The following is a 20,441-nucleotide window of genomic DNA, read 5'->3' as shown; positions in this document are numbered from 1 at the left end:
TGCCGATCCGACAACCGACCCTGTTTCGACGATTGGACTCTTTTCCGACCACCGATTTTTCCGACGACCGACTTTTTCCGACGACTCACTTCCTTTCCGACGGCCGTGCTCTTCCGACGGCGCTATTGGAGGCCGCATGCCCCTACCAGTCCCACAGCCGAACATCCGTGTCGTCACACTCAAGATCGACGACCAGGACCTCTCAGCCCGCGAGGACGAGACCATCATCGAGGTCTGCCGGGAGCACAAGATCCCGGTGCCGAGTCTCTGCTACCTGGACGGCCTGTCCGTCTGGGGCGGTTGCCGGCTCTGCGTTGTCGAAATCGCCGGTCAGGGGCGGCTCTCCGCCGCCTGCTCGACCCGCGTCGCGGAAGGCATGCACGTCCATACCAACACCGAGCGCCTGCAGCGCTACCGCCGCACTATCATCGAGATGCTCTTCGCCGAGCGGAACCATGTCTGCTCCGTCTGCGTCTCAAATGGGCACTGCGAACTGCAGGCGCTCGGCCAGAGCTGCGGCGTCGATCATGTGCGCGTCCCCTACCGCCAGACGCCCTATCCCGTCGACAGCTCGCACGAGAGTTTCCGACTGGACCACAACCGCTGCATCCTCTGCACCCGCTGCGTCCGTGTCTGCGACGAAATCGAGGGCGCGCACACCTGGGATGTCATGGGGCGCGGCAGCGACTGTCTTGTGATCACGGACCTGGCGCTACCCTGGGGCGAGAGCGAGACCTGCACCAGCTGCGGCAAGTGCGTCCAGGTCTGTCCCACCGGCGCGCTGGTCAAGCAGGGCACGTCGGTCGGTGAAATGGTCAAAGACCAACACTTCCTGCCCATCCTCGCGCGCCGGAGACATGCCCGATGAGCACCACGACAACGAGCACGGCGAACAGGATCACGGTCGCCACGACCTGGTTGGACGGCTGCTCCGGCTGCCACATGTCCTTCCTCGACATGGACGAGCGCCTAGTCGATCTCGCCCAACAGATCGACATCGTCTACAGCCCCCTCGTGGATACCAAAGAGCTGCCGGAACAGGTGGACATCGGCATTCTCGAGGGCTCCATCAGCTCGGAAGACGACCTGGAGAAAGCCAAGGCTTTTCGCAAACACTGCACGCTGCTCATCAGCCTGGGCGACTGCGCGGTGACTGGCAATGTCCCGGCCATCCGCAATCACTTCAAGCTCAGCGACGTCCTGGACCGGGCCTATCGGGAAAACGTCGACCTCCAACCGCAGATCCCGACCAAGAGCGTGCCGGTCCTGCTCACGACCGTGAAGCCGATTCACAGCGAGGTCGAGGTCGACGTCTTCGTGCCCGGCTGCCCGCCCTCCGCCGATGCCATCTGGTACGTGCTGAGCGAGCTGATCGCCGGGCGCAAGCCAGACCCCAGCCAGGTCACGCGTTTCGGCGCCTGATCCCAATCAACCCGGTCCCGCGCGATCCAATCCAGCCGGAGACCCGAACATACGAGAGCAGCAAGAATGAGCGATGCCATGTACGAGACAGGCGTGATCGTCACCCTGCTGGATCGAATGCGCACGCAACGCCTACCGCGCGCACTCGACCTCAAAGAGAAGGTCGATCGGGGCGAGCGGCTCGACAGCTTCGACATTCAGTTCCTCCAACAAGTCTTCGAGGACGCGCGTGAGCAGCAGCCCCGCTGGGAGAGTCACCCCGAGCTTCAAGACATCATCGCGAGGCTGATCCACCTCTATCACGAGATCACCGCCAAGGCCCTCGAAAACGAGTCGAGAGTCGACGCGACCTGAGCCAGGCCCCGCTCCGTACCGCCATTCGTCACTGCCCACACGCACAGGGGATCGCATCCATGAGCCGCACAGTCACCATCGAACCGGTCACCCGCATCGAAGGGCATGCCCGTATCACCCTGCAGCTCGGCGACGCCGGCCAGGTCGAGGATGCCAAGTTCCACCTCACCCAGTTCCGCGGCTTCGAGAAGTTCTGCGAGGGGCGCCCCTATCGTGAGATGCCCGCACTCACCGCCCGCACCTGCGGCATCTGCCCCGTCAGCCACCTCTTAGCCTCCAACAAGGCGTGCGATCACCTGCTATCCGTCAGCATCCCGCCGACCGGCGAGAAACTTCGGCGCATCATGAATCTCGCGCAGCTCACCCAGTCGCACGCGCTATCCTTCTTCCACCTGTCTTCCCCGGATCTGCTCATGGGCTGGGATTCGGACCCGGTCTCGCGCAACATCTTCGGCGTCATGCGTCAGGAGCCGGCACTCGCGAAGGACGGCATTCGCCTGCGCCAGATCGGCCAGACCATCATCGAGATGCTGGGCGGTAAGAAGATCCATCCGACCTGGGTGGTTCCCGGCGGCGTCAACGAGCCCCTGAGCCAGGAAAAGCGCGACGCCATGCTCAAGCTGCTGCCCGAGGCGCTCGAGATCGCCAAGCGCACCTACGCCTTCTTCAAGACCCTGGTGCCCAAGTTCAAGGACGAGGCGGACCACTTCGGGACCATGCCGACGCTCTTCTTCAGCCTCGTCTCACCCAAAGGCAACCTGGAGCACTACGACGGCTTCCTGCGCGTCAAGGACGCCAAGGGCAACATCCTCGAAGACATGGTGCCGCCCTGGGAGTACGAGCGTCTGATCGGCGAAGCGGTCGAGGACTTCAGCTACATGAAGTTCCCCTACTTCAAGGCGCAGGGCTATCCCAAGGGAATCTATCGTGTCGGACCCCTTGCACGGCTCAACAACGCCAATGCCTGCGGCACGCCATACGCCGACGTCGCCCTGGCCGAGTTCCACATGTTGCAGGAATCCGGCCCCATTGCCAGCAGCTTCCACTACCACTACGCGCGGCTGGTCGAGATCATCTACGCCATCGAGATGATGGAGCGCCTGCTCAAGGATCCCACCATCCTCGACACTCGCGTGCGCGCCCGCGCCCGCAGCAACCGCTACGAGGGAATCGGCGTCGCCGAGGCCCCGCGCGGGACGCTCATGCACCACTATCGAATCGATGACGACGGCCTCATCACCTGGGTCAACCTCATCATCGCGACGGGGCACAACAACCTGGCGATGAACCAATCCATCCGCCAGGTCGCGGATGCCTACGTCGACGGCAACAACCTTCAGGAAGGCATGCTCAATCGCGTCGAGGCCGTCATTCGCTGCTATGACCCCTGCCTGTCGTGTGCCTCGCACGCCTTCGGCCAGATGCCGCTCGCCATCGAGCTGAAGGATGCCGCTGGGCACATCGTCGATACCTTGACCCGCGGCTGAGGACAGGACTTGAAGACACTCATCATCGGATACGGCAGCCCCATCCGCGGCGACGATGCGCTCGGGCCGCTCGCCGCGGACCGCTTGGAGGCAGGAGTCTTGCCACGCGGAGTCGAGGTCATCTCCAGACACGTTCTAACCGCCGAACTCGTCGCGGACCTGGCCGACCAGGATCGGGCGATCTTCCTGGATGCCGCCGTGGACGTCGAGCCGGGAGAGGTCCGCTGCCAGCGCCTAGCGCCTGATGAGTCGGCGGTGTCGACCATGGCGCATTTCCTCGACCCGCGCGAATTGCTGGCCTGGTGCGAGACGCTCTATGGCCGTGCCCCGGAAAGCTACCTCGTCACTGCGGGTGGCGACTCCTTCGACTACGCAAGCTACGAGCTGACGCCGGTTGCCGAGCAGGCGATCGACAAGATGCTGGAATACGTGAATCGGCTCGTCACAGAAGCCTGCGAGGCTCCACAGCCAAGTTAACGAGCATGCAGGAGTGGCAGCATCCCCGGAAAATGAAACGATGGGGTTACTCGCGTGGCACTGCGGAGCTGGCGCCACGAGAGGTTTGCTGTTTCGCGGTCACGGTTCAACGTGCGGCACCAAGACACAGAGGTCACTTTTTGCAACCAGTACAAATGACGCTTGAGCTACCGAGTCCGGCCTGCACGTCAAAGAACATTCAGGCGCTGATCGACCATTTGGCTTTGAATGCCGAGGTAAATTCTCGCGGGGCTATCTTCACGCGCCGCGAGGTCGTTGACTTTATTCTTGATCTGGCTGGCTATACGGAAGATCAGCCACTCCATACAAAACGGCTCTTAGAACCCTCCTTTGGCGGCGGTGATTTTCTGCTCCCGGTTATTGAGCGGTTGCTGCGTGCATGGCGAGCCGCGCGGCCACATGGCTCCCCGCTCGACGATCTGAGCGGCGCAATCAGGGCAGTCGAGCTGCACCGCGAGACGTTTTCAAGCACCTACGAAGCCGTCATTTCACTGCTCGATCAACACGGAATGCTTGCGAATAGCGCAACGGCGTTGGCAAAGGCTTGGCTGTCGCAAGGAGATTTTCTGTTGGCGCCACTGGAGGCCGGGTTCGACTTCGTTGTGGGCAACCCGCCCTATGTCCGCCAAGAGCTGATACCAGTCGCTCTGCTGGCCGAGTATCGCAGCCGCTACCAGACGATCTACGACCGGGCCGACATCTACGTTCCTTTCATCGAGCGGTCGCTTTCGCTCTTGTCAGAGGGTGGGAATCTGGGCTTTATCTGCGCGGATCGGTGGATGAAGAACCGCTATGGCGGGCCTCTTAGGAGTCTCGTGTCTGAGCGCTTCCATCTGAAAGTCTACGTCGATATGGTCGATACCCCCGCCTTCCACTCTGACGTGATTGCCTACCCCGCGATCACCATCATCAGCCGTGAAACACCGGGGGGCGACTCGTATTGCGCATCGCCCAGCCATTGACCGGGGGACGCTGGTTACCCTGGCGGAGGTGCTCCGCGCCCCGGCGTTGCCTCAAGAAACCGGCGCGGTACGCGAGCTAGCCAGGGTCACGAATGGCGCTGAGCCTTGGCTGCTGGAGTCGTCCGATCAGATGGCGCTGATTCGCCGTCTTGAGGCGTGTTTTCCCCTGCTGGAGGATGTCGGATGCAGGGTTGGGATTGGCGTCGCAACCGGCGCGGACAAGGCGTTCATCGGAGAACTCGATGCACTCGATGTCGAGCCAGATCGCAAACTGCCGCTGGTGACAACGAAGGACATCCTATCCGGCGAGGTGAAGTGGCATGGGCAAGGCGTCATCAACCCATTCGCCGAGTCAGGCGGGCTGGTTGATCTCAACGAATACCCGCGCCTGCGCCATTACCTTGAGGCTCGCCGAGAGGTCATCGCAGGGCGTCATTGCGCGCGCAAGGCGCCAGCCAACTGGTATCGGACGATTGATCGCATCACCCCGTCGCTGGCCGCAAGACCGAAGCTCCTGATCCCGGACATCAAGGGCGAGGCGCATATCGTCTTCGAGGCCGGGAAACTCTACCCCCACCACAACCTGTACTACGTCACATCCGATGACTGGGATTTGCGAGCCTTGCAGGCTGTGCTGCTATCCGCTGTCACGCGCCTGTTCGTGGCGACCTACTCCACGAAAATGCGAGGCGGTTTCCTGCGTTTCCAAGCGCAATACCTGCGCCGAATTCGCATTCCGCGCTGGGCAGATGTCCCTGAACCGCTACGCCGGAGGCTGGCCTCGGCAGCCGTCGCACGAGACGTGCAAGCCTGCAATCAGGCGGTGTTCCAGCTCTATGGCCTGAGTCATGAAGAACAATCCGCGCTTGGAGGCAACGGCTTCCGCGCCATGACCGTCACGCCCCAGTGGCAAAGTGATCGAAGCCGCCGCGGACCGCGTTCAGAAGATCACCGTTGGCCTGCCGGCATCTGAGGCCGGGCTGATCACTGATCACGCCGACGACGCTAACCGGACACCCAAGACCCACACCTAGCCGCCGAGCGTCCTCGATCCGCTCGCGCGGGATGCAAAAGCAGAGCTCATAGTCATCGCCCGAGGAGAGCGGCAGCGACCAGTCGGCGTCCTTCCGGACCGCATTCGCCACTGCTGGCGTCAGTGGCAGGCGCATCAGATCGAGTTCCGCGCCAACACCCGACGCCCGAAGGATATGGCCGAGGTCACCGGCAAGCCCATCCGATAGGTCGATCATCGCCGAAGCGATGCCGCGGAGACCGCGCCCGAGGGCGACCCGCGGCTCGGGAAGCTCCAGGCGCCGGCGCAGCGCCGGATCCACATCGGTCCCTTCGAGCATCTGCCGGAGCGCCAGCCCGGCGTCTCCGAGCGTTCCGCTGACACACACCAGGTCACCCAACCGCGCGCCGCTGCGGCGAATGGCCGCACCGAGCGGCACGAAGCCATGCACCTGCACGCTGACACTGAGCGGCCCGCGCGTCGTATCGCCGCCAACCAGGCGGATTCCGTGGGCCTGCGAGAGCCGCGTGAACCCGCGGCTGAAGGCGCGGACCCAGTCCTCATCCGCCGACGGCAGCGTCAGCGCCAACGTCGACCAAGCCGGATCCGCGCCCATTGCCGCCAAATCGCTGAGACCAACGGCCAGTGACTTGTGGCCCAGATGCTCCGGATCGCAATCCGGGAAGAAGTGGATTCCGGAGGCCAGGGTGTCGATGCTGACAGCCAGTGCATGGCCGGCAGGGACGCTGAGCAGGGCGCAATCATCACCGACGCCGAGCGCGACATCCGCGCGCGCCGGGCCGATGTCCGCGAAGTAGGTCCGGATCAGATCGAACTCAGACACTCGGCCAGGCTCGGAGGGGACTAGATCTTGCGATCCATGTTGCCAGCACGCCGGCGGGCGATCTTATCGAGCACGCCGTTGACGTACCTGTGGCCCTCGTGCGCGCCGAGCAGCTTGGTCAGTTCCACGGCCTCGTTGATGGCGACACGGTCCGGGATGTTGTCGGCGAAGAGGATCTCATAAGCGCCCAGCCTCAGGATCGCAAGCTCCACCGGATCGACTTGGGTGATGGGTCGATCCAGAAAGCTGTCGAGCTGTGCATCGATCTCCTCGATATGCTCCGGGACGCCACTCAGCAGCTCGTCGAGCAGCTCGACGTTGAAGTTGAAGCGCTCCTTCGTCTCCAGCAGCTCTTCTTCATCGACACCCTTGAGCGAGGCCGCAACGGCGTTCAGCCATTCCGGATCGTCGAGCAAATGACGCTTGATCTGGACGGGATCTTCGCCGGTGAGGCGCCACTGGTAGAGCGCGAGTGCCGCGTAGCGGCGCGATTGACTGCGAGGACTGACCATCTCAGTCGAGCTGCCTGAGAAGATCGACCATCTCCAACGCCGACATGGCCGCCTCGGCGCCCTTGTTGCCAGCCTTGGTGCCGGAGCGTTCGATGGCCTGCTCGATGCTGTCGACCGTCAGCACGCCGAAGGCGACCGGCAGTCCGTATTTCAGACTGACCTGGGCCATGCCCTTGACGCACTCCCCAGCCACATACTCGAAATGCGGCGTGCCACCGCGGATGACGGCTCCCAGGGCGATGACGGCGTCATAGCCACCCTTTTTCGCGATGTGCTCGATCGCCACCGGCATCTCGAAGGCACCCGGCACACGGACGATCGTCAGGCTGGATACATCGGCGCCATGCCGCACGAGCGTATCGATGGCGCCCTTCTCCAGGGCCTCCACGACGAAGCTGTTCCAGCGGGATACCACCAGACAAAAACGTGCATTATCGGCGCGCATTGCGCCTTCGATGGTCTTGATAGTCATAGGTTCTCTAAGTCAGCGTCGATCGAGCCCCAAGCTCGGAATGGAAACCGCGAAGACACACAGGTTTAAACCACGCAAAGCGCCAAACTGCGCAAAGGGCGCCAATCAATACAGAAATCGGCACGAGCGACGGCACCGGTCTCTGTCGAACAGCAGCCGGCTAGCCAGGCCTGCCGCCAGTGTACTCGACGACTTCCAAGTCGAAGCCGGAGATCGCATGCATGGACTTAGGCGCGCTCATGACGCGCATCTTGCGCACCCCCAGATCGGAGAGGATCTGCGCGCCGATGCCGTAGGTGCGCAGCTCGTGGCGGTCCTGACGGCGCACCGGCACCTCGTCTTCGCTGTCGTGCAGCTGAAAGTCCTTGAGACGCGCCAGAAGATCAGCGGAGCTGTCGCGGTTGCGCAGAACGACGATGACACCCGCGCCCTCCTCCGCCACCGTCCGCATGACGTCTTGCAAGGGCCAGCCACAAGCGTTGTGGGCTGTGCCGAACAGGTCGCACAGGCTGTTCTGCAAGTGCACGCGCACCAGCGTCGGATGCTCCGGGCTGATCTCACCCAGCGTCAACGCGAGATGGATTTCGTTGTCGATACTGTCGCGGTAGGCCACCAGGTTGAAGTTGGCGTAAGCCGTCGGAAGCTCGCACTCGCACTCGCGCAGCACGGCCTTCTCGTGGCGGACACGGTATTGGATCAGATCGGCGATGGTGCCGATCTTGATGTCGTGAGTCCGCGCGAAGGCTTCAAGATCCGGACGACGCGCCATGGAGCCGTCTTCGTTCATGATCTCGACGATGGCCGCCGCGGGCGTGAAGCCCGCCATGCGGGCCAGGTCACAACCGGCCTCGGTATGTCCGGCACGCACCAGGACGCCTCCGGGCTGCGCCATGATCGGGAAGATATGCCCCGGCATGACGATGTCCTTGGGACCCGAGTCCGGTGCGACCGCCGCCTTGATGGTCGTGGCGCGATCGGCGGCGGAGATACCCGTGGTCACACCGCGCGCGGCCTCGATCGAGACCGTAAACGCCGTGGAGTGCGCCGCCTGGTTGTCGCTGACCATGAGCGGCAGGCGCAGCCGCTCGCAGCACTCCTTGGTCAAAGTGAGGCAAATGAGGCCGCGGCCATACTTGGCCATGAAGTTCACGGCCTCCGGCGTCACGCAGTCCGCCGCCATGAGCAGATCGCCCTCGTTCTCACGATCCTCGTCGTCCATGATGATGACCATCTTGCCTTGACGCAGGTCTTCGATGATCTCTTCAGTGCTATTCAGGCCGGGACTGGTCATAGGAAAACAACTTCGCTGCAATGGATAACATCTCGAGGCGCCGACTCCGGTCGGCCTACTTCACGAACCCGTGCTCGGCGAGCAACTCAAGCGTCACACCGGATGCCTTCGGACTGGCCGCCTGCTCGCCGAGCAGCAACCGCTCCAGATAACGCGCGATCAGATCCACCTCCAGGTTGACCCGAGCGCCGGGACGATAGTCGCCGATGATGGTTTCCTGAATGGTGTGGGGCACGATGTTCAGCTCGAAGACGGCGCCGTCCACCGCGTTGACCGTCAAGCTGGTGCCGTCGACGCAGATCGAGCCCTTGTGCGCGATATAGCGCGCCAGCTCGTCGGGCGCCTGAATGCGCAGCCGCCAGGAGCGCGCGTCCTCATGACGCTCTAACAGGATCCCAACCCCGTCGACGTGACCGCTGACGAGATGTCCGCCAAGCGGTGTCGAGAGCGTCAGCGCCTTCTCCAGATTGACACGGCTCCCCGTCGCCAGCCCGCCCAGCGTGGTCAAGGAGAGCGTCTCGCGCGACACGTCGGCCGAAAAGCCTTGGCCCGTCAGCGCCACGACGGTCAGACAGACGCCGTTGACCGCAATGCTGTCCCCGAGCACGACCTCATCGAGCGCGAGCTTACCCGCGCCGATCGACAGCCGCACATCGCCGCCACGCGGCTCGAGCCGTTGGATCTGCCCGATGGATTGGATGATGCCTGTAAACATGGCCTTTGAACCTAAACCTCTTCAATACACCGAGATCGCAGGGTGGACAAACGCCGCGCGGTTCAGCAACGACGCCCCGGGGAGCAGTGGGCGTCGCTCACGCCAGACACGGGCGCGCCGTCACCCGCAGATCTGGCCCGATCTGTCGCACCGCAATGATCTCCAGCGCGACACGATCGGCCATCGCCGTGATCCCGGGCAGGTCGAACAGCCCCTGCGCGGACTCACCCATGAGGTGCGGCGCCAAATAGAGGACGATCTCGTCGACCAGACCGGCGCCAACCGCCGCGCCCGCGAGCGTCGGCCCCGACTCCAGCAGCACCTCGTTGACCGAGCGTTCGGCCAGCGCCTCCATCAGGGCGACCAGATCCACCCGCCCGAGATGCCGTGAACACACCAAGACCTCCGCGCCCGCGGACTGGAGCGCGGCACTCAACTCCGGGAGAGGCTCCACCCCGGCGACCAGCGTTTCGCCCGGCAGACTCAACATCCGGGCAGTCGCCGGCATACGCCAAAAGCTATCCACCACGACCCGCAATGGCTGCCGCACCTGATCATCCGCGGCCATGCCCGGCAGCTCGCCAGCCGCCAAGCGGACATTCAGGCTCGGATCGTCGGCCAAGACCGTGCCGATACCGGTCAGGATCGCAGAGCTGCCGGCACGCAGCCGCTGCACATCGCGCCGCGCCGCCTCCGAGCTGATCCACTGGCTCTCGCCGCTCGCCATTGCGGTGCGGCCATCCAGACTCGCCGCCAGCTTGCAGCGCACGTAGGGTCGACCCTGCTCCATGCGCTTGATAAAGCCCGGATTCAGCGCGCGGGCCTCATCCTCGAGGACGCCGACCAGCGTCTCGATGCCGGCCTCGCGCAGCTGTGCCAGTCCTTGACCCGAGACCAGCGGATTGGGATCGACCATGGCGCAGACCACGCGCGCCACGCCCGCTTCGATCAGCCCCTCGGTGCAGGGCGGCGTGCGCCCATGGTGACAGCAGGGCTCCAGCGTCACATAGGCCGTGGCACCGCGTGCCCGTTCGCCGGCCGTGATCAAGGCGAAACGCTCCGCGTGTGGCTCGCCCGCCCAGCGGTGCCAGCCCTCGCCGATCACCTCGCCATCGCGCACGAGCACGCAGCCGACACGCGGATTGGGATCCGTGGTGAAGCGGCCGCGCTCGGCCAGCTGAATCGCCCGCGCCATGTACCCCAAGTCAGCTGCCTGATTCGACAGGGGACGCCGCGCGTCCATCAAGGCTTGGGCTCCAGGTTGTCGAGCAAATCGAGCTGCTGGCGCGTCTCCTCGGGCGTCGGCTGACGCTCAAGCCGCTCGATCTCCTCGCGGAATGCCTCGACGTCCTCGAAATGTCGATAGACGGAGGCGAAGCGCACATAGGCGACTTGGTCGAGCTGGCGCAGCTCATCCATGACCATCTCGCCGACGCGCAGCGCCGGCAGCTCGCTGTCGCCCGTGGACATGAGCCGGCGCTGGATGCGCGACATCGCCATATCCACCTGCTCGGTGCTCACGGGCCGCTTCTCAAGGGCACGCATCATGCCGGAGCGCAGCTTGCGCCCATCGAAGGGCACGCGGCTGCCGTCGCGCTTGACGATGCGCGGCAGATTCAGCTCGGCGGACTCATAGGTGGTGAAGCGCTCGCTGCAGACGACGCACTTGCGCCGGCGACGTACCTGATCGCCCTCGCCCGAAAGGCGCGAGTCGACGACCTTGGTATCCTGAGCACCGCAGAATGGACAGCGCATGGGCTAAGTGGACAGTTGTCAGTGGACAGTTGTCAGCGGTGAGCGACGCCTCGGACGCCCATCCGCCGACCTCGTGGACTCGCCCAGGACTAACGTCCGTAGACAGGAAAACGCCGGCAGAGATCCAGCACCTTTGCCTTGGCGTCCGCAATGACGCCGGCATCGCCGCGCGCGTCGATGACATCGCACATCCAACCCGCCAGCTCGGTCACCTCATCGACACCGAAACCACGGGTCGTGATGGCAGGCGTGCCGACGCGAATCCCACTGGTCACGAAGGGCGATTGCGGATCGTTCGGCACGGCGTTCTTGTTGACCGTGATATTGGAGTCGCCAAGCCAGGCGTCCACATCCTTGCCGGTCAGGCCCTGATCGATGAAGCTCACCAGGAAGAGGTGATCGTCCGTGCCGCCGGAGACGACGTCATAGCCCCGTGCGATGAAGACCTCGGCCATCGCCCTGGCGTTGCGCACCACCTGCTCCTGATAGGTCTTGAAGCTGGGTTCCAGCGCCTCCTTGAAGGCGACGGCCTTGGCGGCGATGACATGCATCAGCGGGCCGCCCTGGATCCCCGGGAAGACGACCGAGTTGAGCTTCTTCTCGATCTCCGGATTCGCCTTGGCCAGGATCAGACCGCCGCGCGGACCACGCAGCGTCTTGTGGGTGGTCGTGGTGGTGACGTCAGCGATCTGCACCGGGCTCGGATAGACGCCCGCCGCGACCAGACCCGCGACATGCGCCATGTCGACCAGCAAAAAGGCGCCGACGGCGTCCGCGATGTCGCGGAAGCGCTGCCAGTCGACCACGCGCGAATAGGCGGAGAAGCCGGCGATGATCATGCGCGGCTTGTGCTCCTTGGCCAGACGCTCGACCTCGTCGTAGTCGATCTCGCCCGTCTCGGGGTTCAGACCGTACTGGACCGCGTTGTAGATCTTGCCGGAGAAGTTGGGCTTGGCACCGTGCGTCAGGTGGCCACCGTGGGCCAGGCTCATGCCGAGCACGGTATCGCCAGGCTGGCACAGGGCCATGAAGACGGCGGTGTTGGCCTGAGAGCCGGAGTGCGGCTGGACGTTGGCATAGTCCGCGCCGAACAGCTGCTTGGCGCGGTCGATGGCGAGCTGCTCCGCCACGTCGACGTGCTCACAGCCGCCGTAGTAGCGCTTGCCCGGATAGCCCTCGGCATACTTATTGGTCAGCACGCCGCCCTGAGCCTGCATGACGCGGGGGCTCGCGTAGTTCTCGGAAGCGATAAGCTCGACGTGCTCTTCCTGTCGACGCTCCTCGTCCTGAATGGCCGCCCAGAGGTCTGGGTCGTAGTCGCTGATCTGCATGGTTTTGTCGAACATGGTGCTCACCCCGGCGATGCAAAGCAGGACAGTGTAACGGTTTTTCTGAGTTTCGTCGTCACCAGTTGAGTGGCCCGCCCAAGGCCCGGAATGCTCTCGCGATCCGGTCGGAACAGCATCGATGATCGAGCGTGGATTCCCCGAGACGATCGACCGACCGGGACCGCCAAATGAGCCATAACCAGAACTTCAAGAACCTGATTCCTTGACGATCGGAGTCAGTCGCTGGCCTTCTTTGCCGCTGGAGCTGGAGTTGTCCTGCTAAGTGGTGCTGAATAAGATGAGTAATTGCCCGGCTTTGCCGGGGTGAGCGTAGAAGTTTGACATTTACGGGAGTCCATCGGAGACACTCCGCACCGTGAGCCGCCAAGCACACGAGCGAGGTTCTAGAGTAGCGACCGCGCGACGGTTGGACTGGAGGCGGCGGCGCCGTTTCCTTGCACGGATTGGCTACTTGGAGCCTTTGGCGAAGAGCGACGCTGCGCTGTTGATGGCGATCGCGCCTGTGCCGCTGAGGGCGCGGTGGCGCATTTTCCTTGGGAGGCGCTCAAGCAGAGTGAAGCGCATGGAACGAGACGGCGCTTGATCGCTGGCATGTTCATGCCGAAACGCGGCCCGTGCGATGCCGACGTTTTCGGCGACTCGGGCTCGAAACCTGGACGTGAACGCTGTCAGCCCTGGGTCACAGCAATGAGATCAAACGATGCGCAGGGCGCGGTAGGGGCACCGAATGAGCACTGGAGAGCGCAATGACGAGTCTTTATGAGCAGGATTTCTACGCCTGGAGCAACGAGCAGGTCTCACTTCTACGCGCGGGGAAGCTCGGGGAGGCGGACATTGCCAACATCATCGAGGAGATCGAGAGCATGGGACGGAGTGAACGACGAGAACTCGTGAATCGCCTGGTCGTTCTCCTCCTGCATCTGTTGAAGTGGCGTTTTCAGCCAGCCCTGCGCGGCAACTCTTGGCGCCTGTCCATCAAAGAGCAGCGCATTCGGTTAGCGTCGCACTTGGCAGACAACCCGAGCCTGAAATCGAAGCTTGACGAGGCCATCTTGCAGGCCTACCGGCTGGCCGCGATCGAAGCAGAGCGCGAAACCGGATTGTCGGAGTCGAGCTTTCCAAGCGATTGCCCCTTTTCGTTCGAGCAACTGATGGATGATTCTTTCTGGCCCGCGCAGGAATAGGAAGATCCAGGGTGTCGAAAAGTCACAAGTCTCGAACCTAATCACTCAGAACCATCAACTCCGCCGAAACACCCAATCCGCCGCACCCGCGGCCCTTGATGGAATTGCTCCTTAGGGGCACGTCGGGGATCACGGGGTCGCCATTTAGCTGCCCCCCGATCAACAACATGATGCTTCTGCTCTCTCTTTCCTCTTGGGTGGCTCGAAGAACAATTTCGTCAAGCTAGCCCTCGTCGGATGCACTTGAGGCGTGAGAGGGCGACTCGCCACGGACCGCTTGGCGGAGCCCCCGTTCTCGTCCTTCGAACTCTCGGCGCTCCGGGCGATCCTTTCGGCGGCCGGTCGTTTAGAATTGGCGCATCTGCAACCATCTGAGCGCCTGGAGTGTCCGATTGCTCCAGCACTCACTAGCCTTTCCGGATCCCTGAACATGACCGAGCACAGCCACAACGTCGATCGCGCCGAGATCAGCAAATTCGAAGAACTCGCCTCCCGTTGGTGGGATCCGCACAGCGAGTTCAAGACGCTTCATGACATCAATCCGCTGCGCCTGGACTACGTCGAGCGTGGTGCCGGCGGGCTGGCCGGCAAGCGGATCCTGGATGTCGGCTGCGGCGGCGGCATCCTCTCCGAGAGCATGGCGCTACGCGGGGCGCAGGTGACGGGGATCGACATGGGCGATATGCCGCTGCGCGTGGCGGAGCTGCATACCCTGGAGACCGGCGTGGAGGTCGAGTACCGCCGCGTTCCGGTCGAGGCCCTCGCCCTGGAGCAGCCGGACAGCTTCGACGTCGTGACCTGCATGGAGATGCTGGAGCACGTCCCCAATCCGGCGTCCGTGGTGGATGCCTGCGCGCGCCTGGTTCGGCCTGGCGGGCAGGTCTTCTTCTCCACCCTGAACCGCAACCCCAAGGCCTATCTGCTGGCGGTCGTGGGCGCGGAGTACGTCATGGGCATGCTGCCGCGCGGCACGCATGACTACTCCCGTTTCATCCGACCCTCCGAGCTGGACTCTTGGATCCGGCCAACCAGCATGCGCACGGTCGACATGACGGGCATGGTCTACAACCTGCTGACCCAGGTCTATCGGCTCGACCCGCACAATCTGGACGTGAACTATCTGGTCAGTTGCGTGCGCGACACCCATGCCTAAGCCGCATCCGGCGCGCGACGGCGCCGTCCTCTTCGATCTGGACGGTACCTTCGCGGATACAGCGCCCGACATGGTCGCGGCGCTGACGAAAATGCTCAATGCGCGTGACCGCGACGGGCTGCCGTTCGAACAGGTGCGACCCTTTTGCTCCTACGGTGCCAGGGGCATCCTCAAGGTCGGATTCGACCTGGAACCCCAGGACGCCGCGTTCGAGCCGCTTCGCACCGAATACCTTGCGATCTACGCCGCCGCGCTCGTCGAACAGACAGTCCCCTTCCCCGGAATCCCGGACTTGGTTGATGCGCTGGAGGCGCGCGGCGTCCCCTGGGGCATCGTGACCAACAAGGCGACCGATCTCACGCTGCCGCTGATGGAACAGATCGGCTTTTTGGATCGGGCAGCCTGCATCGTCTGTGGCGATACCGCCGCGCGGCCAAAGCCGCACCCGGACCCCATGTTCCACGCCTGCGAGCTGATCGCGGTCGAACCCGCCCGCTGCTGGTACCTGGGTGACGCCGAGCGCGACATCCGCGCCGGATTGGCTGCCGGCATGGGCACCCTCGCCGCCCTCTTCGGCTATCTCGGACCCGATGACGACGCCTCGACCTGGGGCGCGCATGGCATGGTCGATCATCCGCTCGACGTCCTGAGCTGGCTGCCGGAATCCGCCGACTGATGGGCGAGCGTGACACCCCGTCCGCGTGGGACTTCCCCAACGCGGCGACCCCGCCCGGCTCGTCGATCTACTACAGTATCCGCTTCGCACCGCCGCCGATCCGGGACGACCTTGCCGCCCTCTTCGGCTGGCGTCACGCGATCCGCGCGGTGCTGGACGAGGTAACGGACCCTGGGGTTGCCGCGGCCAAGCTCGACTGGTGGCGCTCGGAGCTGGCGCGCATCGACGACGGCGAGGCCCGTCATCCGCTGAGCAAGTGCCTGGCACCGGTGATTGAGCGCGCGGGATTGCCACGGGAACCCTTTCTGGAGGTCATCCAGGTTCAGGCCGGCGTGCTCGCGCGGGCGTTTCCAAAGGATCAGGCGGCCTGGGTTGCGAGCGCCGAGGCTGATCTCGGGTCGATCGCCGAGCTGGTTGCGCGCTGCTTCGGCTGCTCCGATCCTGCCGACCTCGCCAGCGCCAGACGGGCCGGCACCTACTGCGCCCTGGTGGACCGACTCAGGGACAGCGGCTGGCTGCTGCGCCGAGGACGGCTGGGGATTCTGCCATCGGACCAGCTCGCCGCGGCGGATCTGATCCCGGAGCGGCTTTCCGGTCCCGACGGGCGTGCGGCACTGCCCGGGATGTTGAGCGCCGCTGGCGCGCAGGTCGCCGCTTTCGGAGCGGCGAGCGTCAAAGACGCGGCTCGCTTGCCCGTCACGCTGCGCATCCATCAGCGCCTGCAGAGGCTGCTGCTCGATGAGCTTGCCGCGAGCGGATTCGACGTGCTCGGCCAGCGCATCGCGCTCACGCCGATGCGCAAGCTCTGGCACGCCTGGCGAGAGCATCGCGGGGCTTAACCGCAAACCTCAATGCGGTATCCCCTCGCCGCGACGAGAATTCCGCCAGCCGCATCGCCCGCTCCGCAACCATCCCAGGCACAGAGCGCCAAGAAGCACGTGACAGGATCGGCTGCGAGCCACCCCATCGGCACTGACACCTGAAAACTGACACCTGACAACTGAATAAAGAGGCACATCCATCGATGGACCAAACCCCGACTGACGGCAAATCGCTTCAAGGGCGCATCATCCTGGTGACGGGCGCGCTCGAAGGCATCGGTCAAGCCGTCGCCCTCGCCAGCGCCGCCGAAGGTGCGACCGTCGTTCTATCCGCCTTCAAGGAGAAGGATCTCGAACCCGTCTATGACAAGATCCTCGAGAACGGCGGTCCCGAGCCCGCCATCTTGCCGCTGAATCTGCATAAGGCGACCGAGGCCGACTACATCGCCGCCGCCAACGTCATCGGCGACACCTTCGGTCGACTGGACGGTCTGGTCCACTGCGCGGCCTTCGCGCCCTACCTGAGCCGCATCGACGACTACGACGTGAAGGAGTGGGAAAAGGTGATCACGGTCAACCTGAACGCGCCCTTCCTGCTCACCCAAGCCTGCCTGCCGCTGCTGCGCGCCGCCGAGGACGCCTCCATCGTCTTCACCTCCGACCGTGTCGGGCGCACCGGCAAGGCCTACTGGGGCGCCTTCGCCGCCGCGAAGTTCGGCATCGAGGGGCTGATGCAGGTCCTAGCGGAAGAGACGCGCGAAAGCGGTACGATTCGCGTCAACAGCATCGATCCGGGCATCGTTCGCACCACCATGCGCGCGACCCTCTACCCGGGCGAGGATCCGAATGCGAATCCCCTGCCGGAGACCGTCACCGGCGCCTATCTCGCGCTCCTGGGTCCAGAGGGCCGCGGCAAGACGGGGCAGGCCTTTGGGGTCGATCCTCAGACAGGCCGGCTGGCGTAGCGAGCGCGCCTGAGCCCTGGACTAGAATTCGGGCGAATCCTGCTGCCTGCCGAGGACACCAGATGACGCGCAAACGCCTGCCGATCGGCATCCAGACCTTCCGCGAGATTCGGGAAGAGGACTGCTACTACGTCGACAAGACGGGCTTTGCGCTGGATCTGATTCGGGCAGGCAAATACTACTTTCTGTCCAGGCCGCGGCGCTTCGGGAAGTCGCTCTTCCTCGACACGCTCGCCGAGATCTTCAGCGGGAACGAGCCCCTGTTTCAGGGGCTGGCGATCCATTCCCAGTGGGATTGGGGGCAGTCCTTTCCGGTGATCCGCCTCAGTTTCGCCGGCGGTATCGTGCGCAGCCGTGAGGAGCTGGATCGACGCATCTACGACCTCCTGCGCATCAACGCCCAGGCGCTCGGCGTCGCCCTTCTCGAAGGACTGGATGTCGCCGGCACCTTCGGCGAACTGATTCGCCAGGCACAGGCTCTGCGTGGTCAGCGCGTGGTCGTGCTCGTCGATGAGTACGACAAGCCCATTCTCGACAACCTCACCCATCCGGAGACGGCCCGCGAGTTGCGCGACGGGCTGCGCAACCTCTACTCGGTCATCAAGGCGGCCGACGCCGACGTCCGCTTTGCCTTCCTGACCGGCGTCAGTAAGTTCAGCAAGGCCAGCCTCTTTTCGGGACTGAACAATCTGGTCGACATCACCGTGGACGCGAAATATTCGGCCGTCTGCGGCTACACCGAAGCGGACGTCGACAACGTCTTCAGTCCTGAGACGAATGACTTGGATCGCGACGAAGTACGGCATTGGTACAACGGCTATAACTGGACGGGAGAGTCCGTCTACAACCCCTTCGATCTGCTCCTGCTCTTCCAGAAGCGCCAGTTTCGCCCCTGGTGGTTCGAGACCGGCACGCCGACCTTCCTCATCGACCTGCTCACCCAGCGCCAAACCTGGCTCCCAGGGCTCGACCGGCTCGAAACGGATGCCGCCCTGCTCTCAGCCTTCGATGTCGACCACATCACCACCGAGGCGCTGATGTTCCAGAGCGGCTATCTGACGATCGATGTCGAGGAGGAAATCAGTGGCAGCTACTTCTATCGCCTGCGCTACCCGAACCGCGAGGTCTACCAGAGCCTGAGCACGGCCCTGCTCGATGCCTGGACACCCGACCCCCAGGCCGACGTCCATCACCGCAAGTCACTGTATCGCCTGCTGCTCGCGAACGACTTCGAGGGGCTGGAGCGCCTTTTCAGCGCCTTCTTCGCCAGCGTTCCCAGCGACTGGTATCGCAATAACCCCATCGCGCAGTACGAGGGCTACTACGCCAGCGTTTTCTACGCCTACTTCGCGGCGCTGGGCCTCCGCGTGACCGTGGAAGATGCCAGCAACAAGGGTCGGCTGGACATGGCGGTTCGATTCAACGGCCAGACCTATCTCTTCGAGTTCAAGGTCGTGGAGCTGACGCCAGAGGGGCGCGCCTTGCAGCAGATCCAAGCGCGCGGCTACGCCGACAAGTACCTTGCCGACGGCCAGCCCATCCACCTGATCGGCGTCGAATTCAGTCGCGAGCGTCGCACGGTCGTGGGATTCGAGGTCGAGACGCTCGACGCAGACTGAGCCTCAACGCAGACTGAGCCTCAACGCGGACTGAGCCTCAACGCGGACTGAGCCCACCTCAGGATCGCGCATCCCGGGGCACGTGATCGGTCACGCCCGGCCCGACGTAGATCTGGCGCGGACGCGCGATGCGGCTGCCCTGCGTTTGGGACTGCTCCCACCAATGGGCGATCCAGCCCGGCAGTCGGCCGATGGCGAACATGACCGTGAACATATTGGTCGGGATGCCGATGGCGCGCATGATGATGCCGCTGTAGAAATCGACATTGGGGTAGAGCTTGCGCTCGACGAAGTAAGGATCCTCCAGCGCGATCTCTTCGAGCTTGCGGGCGATGTCGAGCAGCGGATCCTTGTACCCGAGCGTGGGCAGGAGCCGCTCGGCCACCCTGCCCAGCATCTTGGCGCGCGGGTCGAAGTTCTTGTAGACCCGATGCCCGAAGCCCATCAGCCGCACCTTGCTGTCCTTGTCCTTCGCGAGCCGCACGTACTCCTCCGGGCTGATCTGGCCCTGATGGATCTGCTCAAGCATGTCCAGCACCGCGGCATTGGCGCCGCCATGCAGCGGCCCCCAAAGAGCACAGACCCCGGCCGCACAGGAGGCGAAGAGGTTCGCCTGACTGGAGCCGACCATCCGAACGGTCGAGGTCGAGCAATTCTGCTCGTGGTCCGCGTGCAGCAGCAGCACCAGGTTGATGGCATCCCGCACGATCGGATCGCACAGGTGCTCCGCATAGGGCTGCGAGAACATCATGTGCAGAAAGTTCGGCACATAGCGCAACGCCGGATTGGGGTAGATGTAGGGCTGGCCGACCGAGTGGCGGTAGGCATAGGCCGCGATCGTGCGGATCTTGCTGATGAGCCCGGCCGCGGCGACCCGGAAGCGATCGGCGTCTTCCAGCTCGAAGAACTCCGGATGGAAGCAGGACAGGGCGTTGATCATGGCCGAGAGGATAGCCATGGGGGGCGCCGAGCGCGGGAAGCCCTCGAAGTGGTGCTTCATGCTCTCGTCGAGGTTGGCACAGGCCGTCAGATCGTCCGAGAAGGCCTTGTACTCGTCCGCGCTTGGCAGATGTCCAAAGATGAGCAGCCAGGCGACCTCGACGAAATTCGGCGCCTGCTCGAACTGCTCGATGGGGATGCCGCGATAGCGGAGGATCCCCCGCTCGCCATCGATGAAGGTGATGGCGCTCTCGCAGCTCCCGGTATTGCCGTAGCCTGGATCGAGCGTGATATGCCCGGTTCGCGCTCGCAGAGCCTGGATGTCGATGGCGCGCTCGCCCTCGCTCCCCTCGATGACAGGAAATCGATATTCGTTTTCACCCAGGATCAGGATCGCGTCATTGGACATAC

Annotated in this window: 22 protein-coding genes; 13 read left to right on the top strand and 9 right to left on the bottom strand. The window is 63.8% G+C overall.

Annotation, left to right across the window (positions count from 1 at the left end; genetic code table 11):
• The first annotated feature begins 136 nt into the window (after window positions 1-136).
• From hoxU to CKO23_RS10720, 7 genes are all read left to right on the top strand, one after another.
• Window positions 137-868, top strand: coding sequence for a bidirectional hydrogenase complex protein HoxU (gene hoxU, locus CKO23_RS10750; RefSeq protein ID WP_200330880.1), 732 nt, complete (start codon window positions 137-139; stop codon window positions 866-868).
• On the top strand, window positions 865-1,422 hold the full coding sequence (locus tag CKO23_RS10745; RefSeq protein WP_200330878.1) for an NADP oxidoreductase: 558 nt from the start codon (window positions 865-867) through the stop codon (window positions 1,420-1,422). The genes hoxU and CKO23_RS10745 overlap by 4 nt, the downstream gene beginning before the upstream one ends.
• 66 nt (window positions 1,423-1,488) lie before the next feature.
• Window positions 1,489-1,776, top strand: a complete 288-nt coding sequence (locus CKO23_RS10740; protein ID WP_200330876.1) for a hypothetical protein — start codon at window positions 1,489-1,491, stop codon at window positions 1,774-1,776.
• 59 nt (window positions 1,777-1,835) lie between these two features.
• Window positions 1,836-3,263 (top strand): Ni/Fe hydrogenase subunit alpha, encoded by a 1,428-nt coding sequence (locus tag CKO23_RS10735; protein WP_200330874.1) that lies wholly within the window; start codon window positions 1,836-1,838, stop codon window positions 3,261-3,263.
• A 9-nt stretch (window positions 3,264-3,272) separates the two neighbouring features.
• The gene (locus tag CKO23_RS10730; protein WP_200330872.1) at window positions 3,273-3,740 is read left to right on the top strand and encodes a hydrogenase maturation protease; all 468 of its coding nucleotides are present in this window, start codon (window positions 3,273-3,275) and stop codon (window positions 3,738-3,740) included.
• Window positions 3,741-3,880: 140 nt separating this feature from the next.
• Window positions 3,881-4,723, top strand: a complete 843-nt coding sequence (locus CKO23_RS10725) for an Eco57I restriction-modification methylase domain-containing protein (protein ID WP_200330870.1) — start codon at window positions 3,881-3,883, stop codon at window positions 4,721-4,723.
• Between the two features lie 130 nt (window positions 4,724-4,853).
• Window positions 4,854-5,696, top strand: coding sequence for a TaqI-like C-terminal specificity domain-containing protein (locus tag CKO23_RS10720; RefSeq protein ID WP_200330868.1), 843 nt, complete (start codon window positions 4,854-4,856; stop codon window positions 5,694-5,696).
• Here the strand turns inward: CKO23_RS10720 and thiL are convergent.
• The 8 genes from thiL to glyA all read right to left on the bottom strand — a co-directional run bounded on the left by thiL (window position 5,620) and on the right by glyA (window position 12,670).
• Window positions 5,620-6,579, bottom strand: coding sequence for a thiamine-phosphate kinase (thiL, locus tag CKO23_RS10715; protein ID WP_200330866.1), 960 nt, complete (start codon window positions 6,577-6,579; stop codon window positions 5,620-5,622). The genes CKO23_RS10720 and thiL overlap by 77 nt on opposite strands.
• Window positions 6,580-6,599: 20 nt before the next feature.
• Window positions 6,600-7,091: a transcription antitermination factor NusB gene (nusB, locus tag CKO23_RS10710; protein WP_200330864.1), complete on the bottom strand. Its 492-nt coding sequence runs from the start codon at window positions 7,089-7,091 to the stop codon at window positions 6,600-6,602.
• A gap of 1 nt (window position 7,092) precedes the next feature.
• Window positions 7,093-7,563: a 6,7-dimethyl-8-ribityllumazine synthase gene (gene ribH / locus CKO23_RS10705; protein ID WP_200330862.1), complete on the bottom strand. Its 471-nt coding sequence runs from the start codon at window positions 7,561-7,563 to the stop codon at window positions 7,093-7,095.
• A 160-nt stretch (window positions 7,564-7,723) separates the two neighbouring features.
• Window positions 7,724-8,854: a bifunctional 3,4-dihydroxy-2-butanone-4-phosphate synthase/GTP cyclohydrolase II gene (gene ribBA / locus CKO23_RS10700; protein ID WP_200330860.1), complete on the bottom strand. Its 1,131-nt coding sequence runs from the start codon at window positions 8,852-8,854 to the stop codon at window positions 7,724-7,726.
• Window positions 8,855-8,909: 55 nt separating this feature from the next.
• Window positions 8,910-9,569 (bottom strand): riboflavin synthase, encoded by a 660-nt coding sequence (locus tag CKO23_RS10695; RefSeq protein WP_200330858.1) that lies wholly within the window; start codon window positions 9,567-9,569, stop codon window positions 8,910-8,912.
• Between the two features lie 97 nt (window positions 9,570-9,666).
• The gene (gene ribD, locus CKO23_RS10690) at window positions 9,667-10,812 is read right to left on the bottom strand and encodes a bifunctional diaminohydroxyphosphoribosylaminopyrimidine deaminase/5-amino-6-(5-phosphoribosylamino)uracil reductase RibD (protein WP_242482350.1); all 1,146 of its coding nucleotides are present in this window, start codon (window positions 10,810-10,812) and stop codon (window positions 9,667-9,669) included.
• Entirely contained in the window at window positions 10,812-11,324 is a 513-nt protein-coding gene (gene nrdR, locus CKO23_RS10685) for a transcriptional regulator NrdR (RefSeq protein WP_200330856.1), read from the bottom strand. The genes ribD and nrdR overlap by 1 nt, the downstream gene beginning before the upstream one ends.
• A gap of 89 nt (window positions 11,325-11,413) precedes the next feature.
• Window positions 11,414-12,670: a serine hydroxymethyltransferase gene (glyA, locus tag CKO23_RS10680; RefSeq protein ID WP_200330854.1), complete on the bottom strand. Its 1,257-nt coding sequence runs from the start codon at window positions 12,668-12,670 to the stop codon at window positions 11,414-11,416.
• Between the two features lie 749 nt (window positions 12,671-13,419).
• On the opposite strand from glyA, the gene CKO23_RS10675 reads away from it, so the two are divergent.
• The 6 genes from CKO23_RS10675 to CKO23_RS10650 all read left to right on the top strand — a co-directional run bounded on the left by CKO23_RS10675 (window position 13,420) and on the right by CKO23_RS10650 (window position 19,091).
• Window positions 13,420-13,857, top strand: a complete 438-nt coding sequence (locus CKO23_RS10675; RefSeq protein ID WP_200330852.1) for a DUF29 domain-containing protein — start codon at window positions 13,420-13,422, stop codon at window positions 13,855-13,857.
• Window positions 13,858-14,287: 430 nt separating this feature from the next.
• Window positions 14,288-15,010: a bifunctional 2-polyprenyl-6-hydroxyphenol methylase/3-demethylubiquinol 3-O-methyltransferase UbiG gene (ubiG, locus tag CKO23_RS10670; protein WP_200330850.1), complete on the top strand. Its 723-nt coding sequence runs from the start codon at window positions 14,288-14,290 to the stop codon at window positions 15,008-15,010.
• Window positions 15,003-15,686, top strand: a complete 684-nt coding sequence (locus CKO23_RS10665; protein ID WP_200330848.1) for an HAD family hydrolase — start codon at window positions 15,003-15,005, stop codon at window positions 15,684-15,686. Before ubiG ends, CKO23_RS10665 begins: the two co-directional genes overlap by 8 nt.
• Window positions 15,686-16,525, top strand: coding sequence for a squalene/phytoene synthase family protein (locus CKO23_RS10660; protein ID WP_200330846.1), 840 nt, complete (start codon window positions 15,686-15,688; stop codon window positions 16,523-16,525). Before CKO23_RS10665 ends, CKO23_RS10660 begins: the two co-directional genes overlap by 1 nt.
• A 185-nt stretch (window positions 16,526-16,710) precedes the next feature.
• Window positions 16,711-17,472 (top strand): YciK family oxidoreductase, encoded by a 762-nt coding sequence (locus CKO23_RS10655; RefSeq protein WP_200330844.1) that lies wholly within the window; start codon window positions 16,711-16,713, stop codon window positions 17,470-17,472.
• Between the two features lie 62 nt (window positions 17,473-17,534).
• Window positions 17,535-19,091 carry an ATP-binding protein gene (locus CKO23_RS10650; protein ID WP_200330843.1) on the top strand — a complete coding sequence of 519 codons (1,557 nt, stop codon included), beginning with the start codon at window positions 17,535-17,537 and terminating at the stop codon, window positions 19,089-19,091.
• A 58-nt stretch (window positions 19,092-19,149) separates the two neighbouring features.
• On the opposite strand, the gene CKO23_RS10645 is transcribed toward CKO23_RS10650, so the two are convergent.
• Window positions 19,150-20,439: a citrate synthase gene (locus CKO23_RS10645; RefSeq protein ID WP_200330841.1), complete on the bottom strand. Its 1,290-nt coding sequence runs from the start codon at window positions 20,437-20,439 to the stop codon at window positions 19,150-19,152.
• Window positions 20,440-20,441: the final 2 nt, after the last annotated feature.

This window comes from Thiocystis violacea (assembly GCF_016583565.1).
Taxonomy (GTDB): Bacteria; Pseudomonadota; Gammaproteobacteria; order Chromatiales; family Chromatiaceae; genus Thiorhodococcus; species Thiorhodococcus violaceus_A.
The sequence above is the reverse complement of the archived record's forward strand: the minus strand, read 5'-3'. Positions and strand labels throughout refer to the sequence as shown.

Coding starts and splice junctions, on each gene's coding strand:
- ribBA (WP_200330860.1), bottom strand. CDS start 8,854: ATGACCAGTCCCGGCCTGAATAGCACTGAAGAGATCATCGAAGACCTG.
- CKO23_RS10745 (WP_200330878.1), top strand. CDS start 865: ATGAGCACCACGACAACGAGCACGGCGAACAGGATCACGGTCGCCACG.
- CKO23_RS10735 (WP_200330874.1), top strand. CDS start 1,836: ATGAGCCGCACAGTCACCATCGAACCGGTCACCCGCATCGAAGGGCAT.
- CKO23_RS10675 (WP_200330852.1), top strand. CDS start 13,420: ATGACGAGTCTTTATGAGCAGGATTTCTACGCCTGGAGCAACGAGCAG.
- CKO23_RS10660 (WP_200330846.1), top strand. CDS start 15,686: ATGGGCGAGCGTGACACCCCGTCCGCGTGGGACTTCCCCAACGCGGCG.
- CKO23_RS10720 (WP_200330868.1), top strand. CDS start 4,854: ATGGCGCTGATTCGCCGTCTTGAGGCGTGTTTTCCCCTGCTGGAGGAT.
- CKO23_RS10650 (WP_200330843.1), top strand. CDS start 17,535: ATGACGCGCAAACGCCTGCCGATCGGCATCCAGACCTTCCGCGAGATT.
- nrdR (WP_200330856.1), bottom strand. CDS start 11,324: ATGCGCTGTCCATTCTGCGGTGCTCAGGATACCAAGGTCGTCGACTCG.
- ubiG (WP_200330850.1), top strand. CDS start 14,288: ATGACCGAGCACAGCCACAACGTCGATCGCGCCGAGATCAGCAAATTC.
- ribD (WP_242482350.1), bottom strand. CDS start 10,812: ATGGACGCGCGGCGTCCCCTGTCGAATCAGGCAGCTGACTTGGGGTAC.
- nusB (WP_200330864.1), bottom strand. CDS start 7,091: ATGGTCAGTCCTCGCAGTCAATCGCGCCGCTACGCGGCACTCGCGCTC.
- CKO23_RS10695 (WP_200330858.1), bottom strand. CDS start 9,569: ATGTTTACAGGCATCATCCAATCCATCGGGCAGATCCAACGGCTCGAG.
- CKO23_RS10665 (WP_200330848.1), top strand. CDS start 15,003: ATGCCTAAGCCGCATCCGGCGCGCGACGGCGCCGTCCTCTTCGATCTG.
- CKO23_RS10655 (WP_200330844.1), top strand. CDS start 16,711: ATGGACCAAACCCCGACTGACGGCAAATCGCTTCAAGGGCGCATCATC.
- hoxU (WP_200330880.1), top strand. CDS start 137: ATGCCCCTACCAGTCCCACAGCCGAACATCCGTGTCGTCACACTCAAG.
- ribH (WP_200330862.1), bottom strand. CDS start 7,563: ATGACTATCAAGACCATCGAAGGCGCAATGCGCGCCGATAATGCACGT.
- glyA (WP_200330854.1), bottom strand. CDS start 12,670: ATGTTCGACAAAACCATGCAGATCAGCGACTACGACCCAGACCTCTGG.
- CKO23_RS10645 (WP_200330841.1), bottom strand. CDS start 20,439: ATGTCCAATGACGCGATCCTGATCCTGGGTGAAAACGAATATCGATTT.
- CKO23_RS10740 (WP_200330876.1), top strand. CDS start 1,489: ATGAGCGATGCCATGTACGAGACAGGCGTGATCGTCACCCTGCTGGAT.